This window comes from Herbaspirillum seropedicae (assembly GCF_001040945.1).
GTDB lineage: Bacteria > Pseudomonadota > Gammaproteobacteria > Burkholderiales > Burkholderiaceae_D > Herbaspirillum > Herbaspirillum seropedicae.
The window spans coordinates 3,709,896-3,726,968 of record NZ_CP011930.1; the positions used below are offsets into that span (position 1 = coordinate 3,709,896).

The 17,073-nt window shown below is 61.2% G+C and carries 7 protein-coding genes; 4 read left to right on the top strand and 3 right to left on the bottom strand.

Going from position 1 to position 17,073, the window contains the following annotated elements; translation table 11 throughout:
* Position 1 precedes the first annotated feature (1 nt).
* From ACP92_RS16235 to uraH, 3 genes are all read right to left on the bottom strand, one after another.
* Positions 2-8,059: a two-partner secretion domain-containing protein gene (locus ACP92_RS16235; protein ID WP_013235196.1), complete on the bottom strand. Its 8,058-nt coding sequence runs from the start codon at positions 8,057-8,059 to the stop codon at positions 2-4.
* Between the two features lie 43 nt (positions 8,060-8,102).
* Positions 8,103-9,758, bottom strand: a complete 1,656-nt coding sequence (locus tag ACP92_RS16240) for a ShlB/FhaC/HecB family hemolysin secretion/activation protein (RefSeq protein WP_041311010.1) — start codon at positions 9,756-9,758, stop codon at positions 8,103-8,105.
* A gap of 547 nt (positions 9,759-10,305) precedes the next feature.
* Positions 10,306-10,659, bottom strand: coding sequence for a hydroxyisourate hydrolase (gene uraH, locus ACP92_RS16245; RefSeq protein WP_013235198.1), 354 nt, complete (start codon positions 10,657-10,659; stop codon positions 10,306-10,308).
* Between the two features lie 460 nt (positions 10,660-11,119).
* Between uraH and ACP92_RS16250 the strand changes: the two genes are divergently transcribed.
* The 4 genes from ACP92_RS16250 (at position 11,120) to ACP92_RS16260 (ending at position 16,989) form a co-directional block, all read left to right on the top strand.
* Positions 11,120-13,387, top strand: coding sequence for a catecholate siderophore receptor Fiu (locus ACP92_RS16250; RefSeq protein WP_013235199.1), 2,268 nt, complete (start codon positions 11,120-11,122; stop codon positions 13,385-13,387).
* A 46-nt stretch (positions 13,388-13,433) separates the two neighbouring features.
* Positions 13,434-13,676, top strand: coding sequence for a hypothetical protein (locus ACP92_RS24650; RefSeq protein WP_156181800.1), 243 nt, complete (start codon positions 13,434-13,436; stop codon positions 13,674-13,676).
* 167 nt (positions 13,677-13,843) lie between these two features.
* A complete protein-coding gene (locus ACP92_RS16255) occupies positions 13,844-16,168 on the top strand; it encodes a catecholate siderophore receptor Fiu (RefSeq protein ID WP_041311012.1) in 2,325 nt (774 codons plus the stop codon).
* Between the two features lie 140 nt (positions 16,169-16,308).
* Positions 16,309-16,989 (top strand): Fe2+-dependent dioxygenase, encoded by a 681-nt coding sequence (locus ACP92_RS16260; protein ID WP_013235201.1) that lies wholly within the window; start codon positions 16,309-16,311, stop codon positions 16,987-16,989.
* Positions 16,990-17,073 lie beyond the last annotated feature (84 nt).

Below are 17,073 nucleotides of genomic sequence, written 5' to 3' on the forward strand. Positions count from 1 at the left end.
ATTATTTTCCAATCACGATTGAATTTGCGCTATTTTTCATTGCATTATCCAGAATACTTGCACGTACACCACGCGGTCCTGCGGAAGGGTCTCGTGTCATGTAATACAGTACACCGTCAACCTTCGCTACACTATCAACAATGAAAAAATGATTATTTACATTCACAATTACTGTTTTACCATCTGCTAATGCGCGGTTCAGCTCTCCGGGGAACATATTAAGGTTCACAGTGTTTTTTACACCAGCCTTACTGATAACATCGGACAGTTCTGCAGTGTTTACGCCTGAAGGGCGAATACCCTTCTCAAAACTGCCGATTACATTTTCCAAAGTTACTGAAGCACCAGTATTATCAGTAATCGTCATCGCAGCGCAAGCCGGACCACAAACTGGCGCATCGCCCTGCCGAATAACTGAGCCCGTTGGTTGATACGGGATAGTATTAGGTGCGTTAACAGCGGCTCCTGCGCCGTCAATTGGGCCCGACCGTCCTCTAGTTGCTCCAGAAGGATTTATAGCAGCCGCCTGATTCAGAGCCGTTCCCGCTGCGCTCAGCAGCCCCACGGCGACATTTTCTAATCCAGCTTGATCACCATTTCTTAGTTCCTCCACCCCAGTACCAAGCTGATAGCCTGCTTGCGCCATCGCCACCAACCTGATCAGGTCGCCGACCGGCCCCGACATCACCTCAAGGGCAGGAGAACCGATTGCCGCTTGAGCCTGATGTACATCCTGGATACTTTGCAGCTGCCGTGCGAATAGCGCTAGTTCAGGCACGTCAGCTGGCTGCACAGAAGAACCTGGCCCCGCCTTCAACAGGAATTGAGCCGCTGCAGATCCATTTTGTTGCGCGTAATACGCGATGTAGAGGAACAATTCATTCTTTTCCGCACTACTCAATGAGTCTGGATTAGCATGATATGCACTCAATAATTGGTCGCTGCGATTGTCGAGATAATTTAGCGCCAACAAAACTTGCGCGCTTTCGCTCCTTCCTTTTACAGGATTAACCAATTTATCAAGGAAGCTTTGATTGTATGCTTTTTTTAGCTTGGCAAGCGCCTCATTCCGCTTGGCATTGGTTTTATCACCAAGGAAATTGTTCGTCACCGCATTTTCGGAAATATTGCCGCCTATAGCTGCATCAAGTGGAGTCCCGCCTGCAATTCCAGCCAATACGGTACCGGCAACCGTGGATAATGCGATAACCGTTTTACGCTGATTATCATTAAGCTTTTCTGGATGGAATTTTCCGTCTGCATCATAAGCATCCGGATACAATTCGCGCGTTATGGCTTCTGCGGCAAGCTCTCCTGTGGCCCCTGCAAGTGCACCGGCTCCGGCATGGGCGCCGTTAGCTGATGCAAGGATTCCTCCTAATATTGCATGACTTAATACCTGGGCACTCTTGTTCTCGTTTCCAGGTTGAGAAAAATAGCGACCAATAGCATCCGCCAGATACGGGGCGCTGGCATTGGCTAACAGTTGCCCAGCACTCTGACCACCGAGGCCACCAATCACAAGAGTCGTAATGGCTTTAAGAGCCCGCTTATTCTCGCCGCCATCTTTCCATTGGTCTGCTTCTGCACCCAACAGCAGGGCCTGTGTTTGATCGCCATTCTGTGCGGCATTGCTGGCTGCTTGTCTCAGCTCCTTCTCTTTTGACTCCGCATAGGCGCCTGCTAGCTGAGCAACCTGTTGCCCAAAAGCCCGCGTAATCTCTGCCTGCGCTTCAACATCGGCCTGCAGCTCCTGCCCATTCCACGTCTTAGCTATCTTTCCGCTGGTATCACGCTCACTGCTCACATCAGCATTGATGCTCGCAATGGTCTGTTCAGCCGTCTTCCCTGTCTTGGCCTGCTGGGCAGCATCATCGGTAATCTTGATATCAGCCTGGCTGATCCCGCTCCGGGTCGTGCTGCTATCGCTACCGCTGACATTCCCCCTCCCGAGCGCGCTGCCAGCAAGTCCCAGCACCGAACCTGCCAGATTCGTCCCCATACCCACGCTTTGGCTCTCGGCCTTGAAGTCACTCCGGTTCTTGATATCGGATTGCGTCAAGGTCTCAGTCGTCAGGCTATTCTTCCCATCGGCAGCAGCCTTATCCGTGCTGGCAATCTTCGCCCCCTTCAGGTCCGTATTGCCCGCCACATTGATCTGGAATCCATCGTCCCCAGCCTTGATGCCCGATTGCTCATTCACACTGGCGTAATTCCCATCCACACTGCTACGCGCCAGGTTGAGACTGCCGCTCATCCGCCCCATCCCCGCCGAGATACTCACCCCTGCGCTTTGCTGGCGGCTCTTGTAGGTACTCGTGTCCTGCAGGCTTTCGATATTGAGATTACCGCTGCCGCTGGTGCCGACGTCGATCACCACCTGCTTGCCGCTGGCCACGGCTCCCTTGATCGTGGTATCCGTGCCCGATGCAATGGTGAGCTTGTTGCCCGCATCAACATGCGTATTGACCTGCGCAACATCACTCCCGTCACCACGCCCCCGGCTCCCCGACAAGCCTGCATTGACAAGGAAGCCATCGGTGCCTATCGAGATCCCCACCGATCCCGACATCGCCTTGTTGCTGCTGCTCTGTTCGGTTGTGCTTTGTGCTGCCAGCAGGCGCACTTCATTGTCGGCTTTCAGGAGCGTGTTGGCTCCCGATCTGATATCGCTACCCTGCACGATGACGTTGCTGTCCGCACCACCACCCTGCGCCGTCAGGCTGATGTTGCCACCTGCATTGAGCGTGGAGCCGCGTGCAGTGCTAGCACTGGATTGGCTGTGGTTCTCGCTCTTGCTCGCGCCTACGCTGATGGCCAGGTTGATGCCGCCGGCCTTGTCGGCTGCCGTGGCGTCGCGGGTCTCGGGCTTCTTGTCGGCCCCGAGCTTGAGATCGCCGTTTTCATCGAGGGCATTGGTGCGGACTTGCGGATTGTCTTTGCCATCGACCGCAAAGCCTTGGCCGGTCCGGACGGCATCCACTGCATTCTTGCCCGCAAAGCCGATATTGGCCGCCGCCAGCAATTGCATCCGTCCGCCCGAGGTACTCTTGGCCGCCTGCGCCATCTGCTGCGCCGTCTGAATCGCTGACAACACCGGGCTGGTGATCTGTATCGTCAAGCCGCTTTGCTTGAAGACCATATCCTGCGTGCTACGCTCGGTCTCCGCCGCGGCCAGGATACTGATCTGCTTGGCCACCACATCAATATCGCCCTTCGGCGCCAGCACATTGCTGCCGCTCTGCGTATAGGCATTGCCCGCCTTGATCGAGACATTGCCATCAATGCTGCCCACGTTGGACGATACGGCAGTGCTGTTGACAGTGGTGTTCTTATTATCCAGCTCGCGCGTGCCGATGGTGAAACCCAATCCCCCTCCACTCAACAGACCGCTGCTCTTCTTGTTGCTGCCCTCGGCGGATTCGACCTTGTCACTGGCGGAGGCGACCGTAATATTGTTGGCCGCCACCAGCGAAGTTCCGGCGCTCGATACGACGTTGCTGCCGACGATGCTCATGTCCTTGCCCGCTTGCAGCACTGTCGTGTCACCGCTCAGGGTGCTACCCACGGCGTTGGTGTAGGCGCGCTTGCCATAGCTGGTGCGCGTGGTGCTGGAGAGCAGGCCGCGTGAGGTGCTTTTCGCGTATTCGCTGTGACTCTGGAAAGACTCTTCGGAGACGACGTTGATGTCGCCAGTGGCCGCTACTTCCAGCGCCTTTCCAGCAGTGATACTGCTAGCGGCCACCTTCACATCGGCTTTCTCCATCAGGCCCGCTTTGATACTGATGCCGCCAGCGGCATCAATGTTGCTGCCTCGTACCGCGACGCTCTCGTCATCGGCTCTACTGTATGACCTGGAGGCCGCGCGGCCGATCGTAGATTCAGCTCTGTCCAACGCTGCGCCTATCGTCACGGCGCGTCCTGCCATCAACGAACCGTTGCCACTGCCATTGGTGCCGATGGCTACCTGCGCGGCAGTCAAGCTCAGATCGCGCTGCGCCACCATGGTCAGGTCACCGCCCGCGTTGACGGTCGATCCTACGCTGCTAACACTCTGCGCGTGACCAAAGTAACCGCTGAAGTTGGCGTCATAGGTGCTGCCGGTCTTGACAGTACCCAAATTGATATCGCGGCCCGCGCTCATGGAAAGCTTGCCGGTGGCGGCGTCTCCGGAACGGCCACTGGCCACCGTTGCACCGAGGTTGGTGATGTCTGCGCCGGCGGTGATGGTCAGGTTCTTGTCGGCGGCGATGCTGCCCTGGTTGGACAGGGAGGTATAGCTGCCGCTGGTCTGGCCATTGTTGTAGGTCTGGGTAGTGGTGAGCGTTTCGTTGCGCACGTTTCTCCCCGCGCTGATCACGATCTCGTCGCCGCTGATGCCGCCGCCCAGGTTGGCGATATCGTTGGACGCCACCAGTACGGTGCGGCCTGTGCCGCTGGCGCGACCATCGATGAAGCCACCCTTGTTGCTGATGTTCTCGGCCTGGATGGTGATGTTGTCGCCGCTGACCAGGGCGCCGCTGTTCTTGAGCGCGTCCTTGTCAATATGGGCCAGATAGAGCTTGGGCACCAGGACCTCTTCGGTGCGTCCATCGGGCAGGACGACCTTCTGCGTTTCCAGCCAGACGATGTCGCTGGTCAGGTGGCTGACCTGGTCCGGCGTCAAGGCCACGCCAGGACGCAGGTTCCAGCTTTGCGCCACGCTCACGGCATTGTTCAGCAGCTTCTGGTATTGGGAGTCGTCGTTAAAGCTGCCACTGGGCCGTCCCGTCAGTTGCGCCATCTGCTCGCGCACCATGCGCTGCTCGTAGAAGCCGTCGCCCAGGCGTTTCTGGGTGGTGGAGGGATCGACATTGAGCGCGGTGAGCAGGTAGTCGCTGCTGAGCCAGGTGCGGCGGTCGGTGAACTGCGTGCGAGTCTCCAGCAGGTAGTTGCCGCTGGTGGCTGGGACGAACATGGGGTTGGGTCGGACCGGAACAGGCGCGTCGGGAGCCGTTGCGCCAGGGCGCGCGCTGGCGTCATTGAGCACGCTGCCTACTGACTGGCCGCTGCCGGTGGTCAGGGTCAAGTCGCTACGGATGTTGGCGGCGCTTCCGGCGGCAATGTCGGCATTGCTGAAATTGCGCGCCATTATGTTGACGCCTTGCTTGCCGACAATGGCCCCTTGGGTGGTGCCGATCACTTCCGAGATGTCGGGCATGCTGTAGCCGGTCACGGTGCCGCCGGTGGTGACGAAATTGCCGTCGAAGCTGTGCCGGCGATACAGGGTCTGGCCAAGGTTGTTGATGTCGGCGTTGCCGCCACCGAGCCACAATGCACCGCTAACCACGATATTGCTGAACTCATTGTTCAGCGACTGGGCGATGCGGATATTGGCATTGCCGCCTGCACGAATTTCCGCCACCGCTCCGGCGCCTGCCGCGAGCCGGTCTTCACTGGCGGTATGGTGTGCATTGCGGGTCAGTTCCAGCGAATCATGCTGGGGCGCCAATGCGCGCTGCGTGTCGCGCCGGAAGATGCCGTTGGGATCGGTATAGTCCACCTCCGCCACGAAGCGTACGCAGTTGGTGGTGCAATTGCCGTACTGGTTGGAATAACCCGGCATGGGCTGCCAATTGACGTCGCCGCGGCCATTGCGCGGATCATCGCCGCCTGCCACCTTGTCGGGGTTGCTGACGTTGTTCCGTTGCTCCGTGAAATACACCACTCGAGTGCCGTCGGTTGCACTGCCTCGGGTGACTTGACCGAAGGTAGCCCAATTACTGGAAAGACCTTTATAGAAAACGGTATCGTCGGCATGCGTGCGGATCACGGCCCTGCCGATCACGTAGCCGTCGGGGGTGATGATGCTCTTGGTCTCCAGCACATCGGCCGGATTCACATACAGCATTTCGTAGAAGTTGAAGTTGGAGGAATCAGGCTTGTAATACATCTGATTGCCGCCGTTGTGCCACCAGGAAGGAGCCCGCATTGCATAGGTCTCATCCAGCGTACGCACGGTGGTGACAGCCACACCGCTGCGGGTGTTGCGCACGTTCACCGCTGCGATGTCGAGATTGCCACCGGCTTCGATGACCGAATCTTCGTTGACGATCTGCGCCGTGTTGTTGACCAGCCCATTGGCGTCCCGCACGCCATTGGCAGCGATGGCCATGTCGGCGCTGCTGTAGATGATGGCCTTGCCCCGGTTGGCCAGCATCTCGGTCAGCCAGAGCGACATGCCGTTGCCCGCTCCCAGCAGGGCGTTGGCGCCGGTGTTTTCCAGTGTCCTGGCGTTGACCACGAGATCCTTGCCAAGGATGGTCGCGCTGTTGAGGATGCTGTCGGCGGTGATGTTGAGTTGCCGGTTCGCACTGATCTCGCCGGCGTTGTCGAGGCGATTGAGTGCGGTGAGCGTGATGTCTGCCGCCTGCAATGCTGCGCCGCTGCGATTGCCGATATTGGCGGCGCTCAGCGTGAGGGTATTGGCTTGCACGCGACCTGCGTTGTCGTAGTCGCCCTGCATGGTGAGATTGAGGTCACTCACTGCGCTGAGCCGCCCGTTGGCGCCCTGGACCAATCCTTGTTGCAGCGTAAAGGCGGCGTTGCTGCGCGTGCCGATGCTGCCGTTGTTGCGCAAGCCCTGTACCCCGGCGCGGATGGACTGCGCGGTGATGCTGCCATCGTTGCTCAACATGCCATCGGCTGTCAGACCCAGCTGGCCAGCGGCCTCGATGTTGCCGGTATTGCTGATGTCTGCGGCGGCGTTGCCCTGAGGCTGGGTTGCGCTGATCGAGATATCGCCCGCCGCCTGCACCTTGCCGCTGTTGTTGACCGCACCATGCGTATCCACCTCGACATTGCCGGTAGCCGCGCTGATGGCGCCGCTGTTCTGCAAGCTGGCAGCGGTGAGCGTCACCCCGCTCTGCGCGCTGATCGTATTGCTGTTGTTGATGCCCCCATCTGCCTGGAGCTTGACCGCGGCGGCCGAGGACGCAACGCTGCCGCTGTTGACGATATCGCCACCCTGCCCCGTTGCACGGACGCCCAAAGACGCCGTGGCGGCCAGGGAGCCGCTGTTCTCGATACGCCCCGCCGCTGTCAGCGTGAGCTCGCCAGCGGCGGCGCCGATGGCGCCGGCATTGCGCACGCCGACCCCGGACTCGGTGCCGACCAGCACGATCTTGTTGGCGTACATCCCGCCCAGTTGCGCGACGTCGATGCCGAATTGCGGCTTGGCGGGGTCCGCGCTCACGGCGGTCACTGTGGTGTTGTCGGCATTGACCTGGTTGGTCCCGACGGTGACTTTCAGTTCCTTGCTCCAGATGCCGGCATTGATCTTGGCGGCGCGGGCGATGAGGTCGGTGAAACTGGACTGGCTGTCATTGAGGCCATTACCCTTGATGCTCACCACGCCACCCCGCACCAGATAACCGTCCAGGCTGCCATTGTTGATGATGGGCGTGCCGGTGGTGAGGGTGCTGCGGCTGGCGTTGATGAAACCGCAGCCGTCGCAGGTCACGCCCGAGGGATTGGCGATGATCACCTGGGCGCGGTCACCCGCCACTTCCACAAAGCCGCGCAACATGCTGGGATTGCTGGAATTGACTTCGTTGAGGATCACCCGCGCCGTGCCGTTGGCGAGGTTGGGATTGCGCTGGACCCATCCACCCAGCTGGGTCTGCACGTCGCTGCGGGAATTGTTGAGGATCGCGCCAGCGCGGTTGACGTCGAACTGGCTATAGGTATTGCGCGAAACGCCCGCTGCGCTCGGCGTCTGGATGTTGACCTGGGGAATGCCATTGGCGGTATTGACCACCACCGGCTGTTGCGCGCGCGGCGCGTTGGGGTCGGCGATGATCTGCGCATAGGCGCGCGGCATCGTCGTCACGAGCGCGCCTGTGGCCAGCAGCACGGCCAGTCCGATCCAGCTCAGGCGCGCCATGGGCAGGCCGCCGAGGGCCACGCCTGGGCGGCTGCCCACGGCGCGCTTGCCGGCGCAGGCGCGGGTGGTCTCGGCCACGGCCATCAGCAGGCCACGGGTCTTGTTGAAGATGATGCGATAGCAAAGCTGGTTCATGATGTTGCTTTCTTGTTGTCGTTCATGCGCGTAGGCTGGCCGGTCAGAAAGACCACATCAGACTCATGCCGGCGGTGAGGGGGGAGGTCTTGAATCGGTCTGGCTGGGAAATCGGCACGCCGGCGAAGACTTCGTAATTGGTGCGGCCCAGCGCACCGCGCAGGCCCAGTACTGCGCCGGCCAGGCGGCGTCCGACCAGCAGCTCCGTGGAGGGACCGCCGACTTCGCCATAGTCCAGGCCGGCATAGATCTCTTGCTTGCTCGCGCCCAGGGCGGCGGCCAGTTCATTGCGCACATACCAGCCGCGCTCGGCCAGCAGGTTGCTCTCGCCATCGAAGCCGCGCACGCTGTAGCGCCCGCCGAGCGAAAACTTGTCTTGCGGGGTCAGGGGCGTGCGGTTCCATTGGGCGCGCGCGCCCAGGGTGTAGCGCATGGCCTGTTTGCCCCAGGGCATGGGCAAGGCAAAGGGAGCGTTCAGGTTGAGGTCGGCGGTCATGAGACGAAAGCGCGAAGTGCCTTCGCCAAAGGCTTCCTCGGGCGCGGCCATGGCGTCGAAGGCGCCGGTGCCACGCTTGTAGGCCAGGGCCAGATCCAGGGTTCCCTCGCCGATGAATTCGCGATGCGCCAGCCCCATCTCCCAACCGGCCACGCGACGGCGCTGCACCTGCACTTCGGTGTCATCGACATAGTTGCTGGAAGAGCGCACGAAGCCCTTGAACGAGAGCGTGGTCTTGCGCACGGCGTCGCGGTAGACCAGGCGGCTCAGTTTCAATTCGTTGGTCTCGCTCTGGCCGCTGTAGAGATAGGTCTGGTTGATGCCGGCCACGGCCTGGTGATAGCGATTGCTGCTGTTGGTGAAGGCCAGCGCCCAGTAACCCAGCGGCAGCGAGTAATGCACCACCTGGCTCTGGCTGCCGCGCGCGCCGGGGTCGCCGCCGCCCAGATCGTGGCTGAAGCTGATGTAGAAGAGATCGTTGAGGGTGAGCCAGTTGTCCAGCGAGACGGTGGCGCTGCCCTGGTATTTGCCGGTGGCCTTGGTGCCGCTATCGTCCACCGACAGGGTCAGGCGAATGGGGATGCCCTGCTGGTAGCTGATGACCAGGTCGCTGTCGCCGGGGGCCGCATCCTTGCCTTCGCTGGGGGCGATCTGGACGTCGGCCTCGGCGGTGGGGACGCGCTTGAGGTTTTCCAGTCCTTGCTCGATGTCGCGCAGATTGAGGAGATCGCCGGGCGATGCCGGCAGTGCATTCCACTGGGTGGCGCGGGGATCGGCATTGTCGGCAAAGCGGATCGCGCGGATCTTGCCTGGGACGATGGTCAGGCGCAGCTCGCCGCTGGCAATATCCTGCGGCTGGGCCAGTATGCGTGTGGTGACGTAGCCGCGGGCGACGATGGCGTTTTGCAAGGCCGACATCACGGCGTTGATCCCCTGCACGCCCAGGCAGCGCCCGCCGGGATTGGCTTCTGGCAGATCGAGCAGCCAGTCGAAGCGCGCGCTGCCGGGGCCATCCAGCACGACGCGATGCACCGCAAAGCACGGTGATTCCTGAGCGGGGACGGCCTCGGCTGCCGCACCGGGTTGCGCCGGCAGGCGTACGTCGGGACCGCGCTCCTGCTGCCGGCGCAATTCGCGCTCGCGCTCTTGCTGGCGCTGGAATTGCTGCGTCGACAGATCGGCCTGCGCCCAGGCGCTGGACATCACGCCCGCCTGGCACAGACACAAAACGATGGGCAAAAAGCTGCCCCTCCCACGCAGGCGCACGTGCCTGCGCAGGCTCCCCTGAGGATCCTGGCTCATTGTTGTCTTGTTGTTCTGGTGAAACTGAAGTGGGTGCGGGGCGTCGTTTGATGGCCCCACTGCCTGGCTGCGGGGCAATTTCCACGCGGAAATGGTGCCGCACAGCAATTTTACCTAAAATTACAATCTCATTGAACAGGAACGTAACAGGTTGCGCTCGATCAGCGGCGATATGGCCAACTTCGTTGCTCTGTTACACCCTCATGGGGAAGTTACACCAAAGAAATAAAAAGTCAATATCTGTTAAATATAAAAGTCATCAGGGAACAAAAAACAATCAACCGCGCAAAAGTATTAAATATAAAACCCAATAATTTCCCATCTAACAACTTGGGGGAGCTTGCGTGGCCAACGACGACGCGTTGTTGATCACTATGGCCGGATCACCTCAGTGACTCACTGCCGATCCCGAACGCGCATCGGCAGCAACTCCCCGGCGCTCCCGCACTCAACTACCGCGATAAGTGGAATAAGCCCACGGCGACACCACCAGCGGCACGTGGTAATTCTGGGATGCATCGGCAATGCCGAAGGCAATCACCACCTCATCGACGAAACGCGGTTCCGGCAACTGCTCGCCCTGGGCGGCGAAGTAATCACCGGCGGCAAACACCAGTTCGTACTTGCCCACCTGCAGCGCCTCACCGGCCAGCAGCGGTTCATCACAGCGGCCATCGCTGTTGGTGACGGCCTGCTTGAGCAGGGTCTTGCCGACCGGCCCGACGGCATACAAGGCCAGCTTCACGCCCACGCCCGGCTTGCCCTTGGTGATGTCCAGCACGTGCGTGCTCAGTTTGCCCATGATGTGTTCCTTTCCCTGATGGTTGAATGACTGAATGATTGAATGACTGAATGCTTGGATCGTAGGATGCTTGGCTTGATGACCAACCGCGATCATATACGGCCTCGCCGGACTGCCTATACGCACCTGCTTATATCCGCCATCGCGGCAGTGGGTCACGCGGGCCACCTTCTTCAGCGTTTTCAGTCGCTACCTTGCGGCCCATTCTCACGCTCTGCGACGGCCAGAATTCTCGCTCCACAAATCGAATTTTTAGCGGTCACAGTCCGCTAGCGGCTACCTATACTCGCCCAGATCCGACATGGAGGTAACGATATCCGCCGCTACCCGCCGATGCCGGATACCGCCCTCAATCTGTTCGCCAGCCAAGCCTGTCGGCCCTTTCCGACCCTCGCGCAATCTGTGATGCGCGCTCATCGCCAGCCAAGAGATTCCTCAACCCTTTCTCTCGGAACCTGTCATGAGCTTTATCAAGAGTCGCAAACACGCGTCGCCGGCCCACGCCGCGCGGCTTCCTTCGCTGGCCGTCGCCAGCGCGCTGCTGCTGCCGGTCATGGGCGCACATGCCCAGACCTCCGGCAGCGGCTTGCCGCCCACCCGGGTCGACGGCGCCCGCGAATCGCCCTACAAGAGCGAGTATTCGGCCTCGCCCAAATACACCCAGCCGCTGGTGGATACGCCGCAGACGCTACAGATCCTGCGACGTCCGCTAATGGCGCAGCAGGCGGCCACATCGCTGTCCGACGTACTGCGCAATACCCCGGGCGTAGGCGCCTTCTTCCTCGGCGAGAACGGCAGCACCAGCACCGGTGACACCATCTACATGCGCGGCTTCGACGCCACCGGGGTGATCTTCGTGGACAATGTGCGCGACCTGGGCGCGATCTCGCGTGACGTCTTCAATATCGAACAGGTGGAAGTGCTCAAGGGCCAGGCCGGCACCGACAATGGCCGGGGCTCGCCGACCGGTTCGATCAACCTGGTCACCAAACAGCCCGAGCTGGTCGATGCGGTCACTGTCTCGGCGACCTATGGCAGCTGGATCCAGAAGCGCGCCACGCTGGACTGGAACCGCATCCTGGACGCTGACCGCGGCCTGGCGCTGCGCCTGAACCTGATGAAGCAGCATAGCGGCGTGCCGGGTCGCCATGTCGTCCACAATGCCCGCGACGGGTTCGCGCCCTCGCTGGCCTTCGGGCTGAACACGCCGACCCGGATCTTCTTCAACTACCTGCACATCCAGCAGGACAACGTCCCCGACGGCGGCGTGAGCACCATCGGCCTGCCGGGCTATTCAACGCCCGACCCGAACCGCCCCTATATCAGCAACGCGCCCAAGGTCAGCACCAGCAACTTCTACGGCCACGTCAACGACTACAACCGGGTCAACACCGACATGACCACGCTGCGCGTGGAGCACGACTTCTCGCCCGACCTGAAACTGCAGAACACCACCCGCTATGCGCGCACTGATCAAGACTATCGCCTCAGCTCCTTCGTTGCGATCGGGGTGAAGACGGACCGATCCTCGGTCAGCCTGTTCACCCCTTCGCCGGAGGACCGCTCCACCTGGGAGGTGTCGCGCAACATCATCACCCGGCGCGACCAGAGCAACGAGATCCTGAGCAACCAGACCCATCTCACGGCCTCGTTCCAGAGCGGCGCCCTGCAGCACACGCTGGTGGGCGGACTGGAACTGACCCGCGAGCGGCAACATGCCCTCTCCTTCACCGGCCCCTCCCGACGTCCCCGGGCCAATCTCTACCAGCCCAATCCGGAATTCGACGACTCCGGCACCCTCATCAGCGTGAACGGGCGCAACAAAGGCCAGACCGATACCGTCTCGCTCTATGCGCTGGACACCCTCAAGTTCAACGAGCGCTGGTCCCTCAGCCTGGGCCTGCGTGAAGACTTCTATCGCACCTCCTTCGACGACACCAAGCCAAACGCTGGCGGACCGCTGCACAAATCGGGCGGGCTCTTCAACGCCAAGGTGGCGGTCGTCTTCAAACCCACCAGCTACAGCAGCCTCTACGCCCTGTACGCGAGCGCACAGCAACCGCCCGGCGGCGCCAACTTCAACCTCAGCGCCAGCCGCAGCAACGCCTCCCATACCGACTACGCCCCGCAGAAGACCGACACTGGCGAGATTGGTACCAAGTGGGAACTGCTGGATCGCAAGTTGATCGCCACCGCGGCCCTCTATCGTACCGAGGTCAACAATGAGGTGGAACTGGATAGCCTGACCAACACCTACTTCCAGACCGGCAAGAAGATCACCCAGGGACTGGAACTGGGCGTGACCGGCGATCTCAGCCCCACGGTCTCGCTCACGGCCGGTTACAGCCACATGCAGAGCCAGGTTTCGCGCGGCGCCCTGGTATCGGCCACGGGCGAGAATTTCCTGGCCTACGCCCCGCGTCGTTCCTTCACCTCCTGGGTCAGTTGGCGCTTGCCGCAGGGCTTTACCCTGGGCGGCGGGCTGCGCTACTCGGGCGGACTGCTGCGTGGCCGCGACACCAATGCGATCGGCACGCCCAAGGACACCGGCGCTTATTGGGTGGCCGACGTCATGGCCAGCTATGTCATCCACCAGCATGCAGAGATCCAGCTGAACGTGAACAATCTGTTCAACAACAGCTACGTCAGGTCCATCAACAAAAGCGGCTATCGCTACCTCCCCGGCGATGCGCGCAACATTTCCCTGACCGGCAATTTCCACTTCTGATCGCAGGCGGCGCTGTTAGCGCTGCCGCCCTGCACCTCCCCTGACGATGGCCACCGCTGATGGTGGCCATCGCGTTTTTGCCTCATCACCTTCCCCCATTGGCGCCTCGCAGCCCAGCCGCATCAACGCGACTTCTGCGCCACATCGCGCTGCGCTCGCCATCCTTTCCGCCAATCCGCCCGCGCCCGCCTCCCGCAAGGACGAACACAGGCGCGCCTGCGTCGACAACGAATCAGCGAAGAAAAAATTTAATAAACAAGAATCACTTTTATTTACATTTTATTTATAATTGTCACAGTCCCGTCGTTAAGTGACATTTCACCCGGTGCGGGATAAAAAAAACTAGATCAGCCAGCCGAACCGCCGGTCCCGGGCAACGCCATGCGCGCGCGCCCTCCTCCGACTGCATCACCGCCAGCCAAGAGAACACGCAACCATTCTCTCGGAACCTTGCTCATGACCTACATCAAAAGCCGCAAGCACGCGCCAAGTACGCGTGCTGCTTCCCTTGCCTCGACCAGCCTGTCGGCAGCCGTGGCCAGCGCTCTCTTGCTGCCGGCCATCGGCGCGCAAGCGCAAAGCGCCAATGCCGCCCTGCCCAGCGTGGAGGTGACCGCTTCCCAGGAACCGGCCTACAAGGCCGACAAGGCCTCTTCGGCCAAATACACCCAGCCGCTGGTGGACACGCCGCAGACCCTTACCGTGATCAAGCGTCAGCTGATCGACCAGCAAGGCGCCACCACCCTGACTGAAGCCCTGCGCAACAGCCCTGGGGTGGGCACCTTCTCCCTGGGCGAAAACGGCGCGACCAATACCGGCGACGCCATCTACATGCGCGGCTTCGACAGTTCCAGCGCCATCTTCGTCGATAGCGTGCGCGACCTGGGTTCGGTCTCGCGCGACATGTTCAACATCCAGCAGGTCGAGGTCCTGAAGGGCCCGGCCGGCACCGACACCGGTCGCGGCTCGCCGACCGGCTCGATCAACCTGGTCACCAAGCAGGCCGAGACCACCGACGCCTTCAGCGCCAGCGCCATGTATGGCAGCTGGAACCAGAAGCGCGTCACCGCCGACTGGAACAAGGTGCTCAATGCCGAGACCGGCACTGCGATGCGCCTGAACCTGATGAAACAGGACAGCGGTGTTCCCGGTCGCCACGAAGTCAAGAACGACCGCACCGGCCTGGCGCTCTCGCTGGCCCATGGCCTGGGCAGCGATACCCGTGTCTTCCTCGACTACCTGCACATGGAGCAGGACGATGTGCCTGACGGCGGCGTGCCCACCATCGGCCTGCCGGGCTACACCACGCCCGACGCCACGCGCCGCTTCCTGTCCTCGGCCGGGCGGGTGGACTCGTCCAATTTCTACGGCCTCACCAGTGACTACAACCAGGTCAACACCGATCGCCTGACCCTGCGGGTGGAACATGATTTCTCACCGGACCTGAAGCTGCAGAACACCACCCGCATCGGCAAGACGCACCAGAACTATCTGCTGACGGCCTTCATGGCGTCGTCGGCCAACCTGCTCACGCCCAACGCCAACGATGCGTCCAGCTGGACGCTGGCGCGCTCCCTGCCGACCATCAAGAACCAGACCAATACCATCATCACCAACCAGACCTACCTGACCGCCAAGCTCAAGAGCGGCAGCCTGGAACATACGCTCATGGGCGGGGTGGAGCTCACCCAGGAAAGGCAGAACAACAGTGGCGTGCTGACCAGCGGCACGCTGCCGGCGGTCAACCTGTACAACCCCAACCCCAACCCCAACGCCGGACGTGGCAACTGGATCATGGGCGCCGACCCGAGCACCAACGCCTGGGGCAAGACCGACACCGTGTCGGCCTATCTGTTCGACACTATCAAGGTCAACCAGCAATGGTCCTTCAACGGCGGCGTGCGCGTGGACCACTATGACACCAGCCTGGCCAATGGCTACCGCTGCGTGAGCTCGGGACGTGGCACCCTCTGCCCCACCGGTGTGGCCGCCGGCACGGCGTTCCGTCAGAGCTTCAGCACCAGCGGCAACCTGTTGAACTGGAAGCTGGCGGGCATCTACAAGCCCACCGACTACAGCAGCCTCTATGCGCTCTATGCGACTTCGCAGCAGCCGCCGGGCGGCAGCAGCTTCAGCCTGAGCGCCTCCAACAGCAGCGCCGACAATCCCAAGTTCGATCCGCAAAAGGCCAAGACCGCTGAACTGGGGACCAAGTGGGATCTGTTGAACAAGAAGCTGGCCCTCACCGCCGCCCTGTACCGCACCGAGATCACCAACGAAGTCGAACAGGACGCCACCTCGGGCCAGTACTTCCAGACCGGCAAGAAGACCGTGCAAGGCGTGGAACTGGGCGTGACCGGCGAGGTGACCCCGGACCTGTCGCTCACCGCCGGCTACACCTACATGAAGACCAAGGTGGACAGCGGCGCCATCGTCACTGCCAGCGGTGAAAACACACTGGCCTACACGCCCAGGCAGGCCTTCACCTCCTGGGCCACCTATCGCTTGCCCAAGGGCTTCACGCTGGGCGGTGGTGCACGCTATGTCAGCTCGCTGGTACGCGGCAGTGACAACCCCACCAGCGGCACGCCCAAGTACGCAGATTCCTACTGGGTCTTCGACGCCATGGCCGGCTATGTGGTCAACAAGAACCTCGACCTGCAATTGAATCTCTACAACATCTTCAACAAGGATTACGTTGCAGCGATCAACAAGAGCGGCTACCGCTATACTCCTGGCACGCCGCGCGCGGTGACCCTGACGGCCAACCTGAAGTTCTGATGCAGAGGGCTTGATCTGCCTCAGTCCCGGCGCCACCGCTCTTCTCTACAGTAGTGGCCCGGGCCTGCATTTCATGGCAAGGCCACCACGGCCCCTCCTCGCTGGAGGGGCTTTTTCATTCGCCACAGGAGAATCCCAACATGATGCTGCACATCCCCGAGGTCCTCAGCGCCGAGCAGGTGCGCCATATCCGCGCCGAGCTGGCGCGCGCCGACTGGGTGGACGGCCGCGCCACCGTGGGCGACCAGGGCGCGCGCGTCAAGCGCAATCGCCAGTTGCCGGAACATTCGCCGCTAGGCTTCAAGCTGGGCGAGATCATCCTGGAAGCCTTGCGCAAGAATCCCTTGTTCTTCGCTGCCGCCCTGCCCAAGAAGACCATCCCGCCGCTCTTCAACAGCTACGAAGGAGGCGAACACTATGGCCTGCATGTGGACGGCTCGGTGCGCAACCTGCCCAATGCAGTCGGGAGCATCCGCACCGACGTGTCGTCCACGCTCTTCCTCTCCGATCCGGAGGAATACGATGGCGGCGAACTGGTGGTGGTCGATACCTATGGCACCCACGAGGTCAAGCTGCCGGCGGGTGACCTGATCGTCTATCCCTCCACCAGCCTGCACCGCGTCGAGCCGGTCACGCGCGGCGCGCGGGTATGTTCCTTCTTCTGGACCCAGAGCATGGTGCGCGACGACTGGAAGCGCAGCATGCTCTTCGAACTGGATCGCAACATCTTCGGCCTGCGTGAAAAGATCGGCGATACCGAGGAAGTGCTGGGCCTGACGGGGCATTATCACAATCTGCTGCGGCAGTGGGCCGAGGTATAACGCGGTTCACCACGCAGATGACAAAGCGGATAAATCGTTTATATCATTCAACCGCTTCCAGGATCCAAAGAACAAGGCCGTGCG

Excerpts from the sequence above, each read along its gene's own strand:
- ACP92_RS24650 (WP_156181800.1), top strand. The coding sequence starts at position 13,434 with ATGGCCACCGCTGATGGTGGCCATCGCGTTTTTGCCTCATCACCTTCC.
- ACP92_RS16240 (WP_041311010.1), bottom strand. The coding sequence starts at position 9,758 with ATGTCCAGCGCCTGGGCGCAGGCCGATCTGTCGACGCAGCAATTCCAG.
- ACP92_RS16250 (WP_013235199.1), top strand. The coding sequence starts at position 11,120 with ATGAGCTTTATCAAGAGTCGCAAACACGCGTCGCCGGCCCACGCCGCG.
- ACP92_RS16235 (WP_013235196.1), bottom strand. The coding sequence starts at position 8,059 with ATGAACCAGCTTTGCTATCGCATCATCTTCAACAAGACCCGTGGCCTG.
- ACP92_RS16255 (WP_041311012.1), top strand. The coding sequence starts at position 13,844 with ATGACCTACATCAAAAGCCGCAAGCACGCGCCAAGTACGCGTGCTGCT.
- uraH (WP_013235198.1), bottom strand. The coding sequence starts at position 10,659 with ATGGGCAAACTGAGCACGCACGTGCTGGACATCACCAAGGGCAAGCCG.
- ACP92_RS16260 (WP_013235201.1), top strand. The coding sequence starts at position 16,309 with ATGATGCTGCACATCCCCGAGGTCCTCAGCGCCGAGCAGGTGCGCCAT.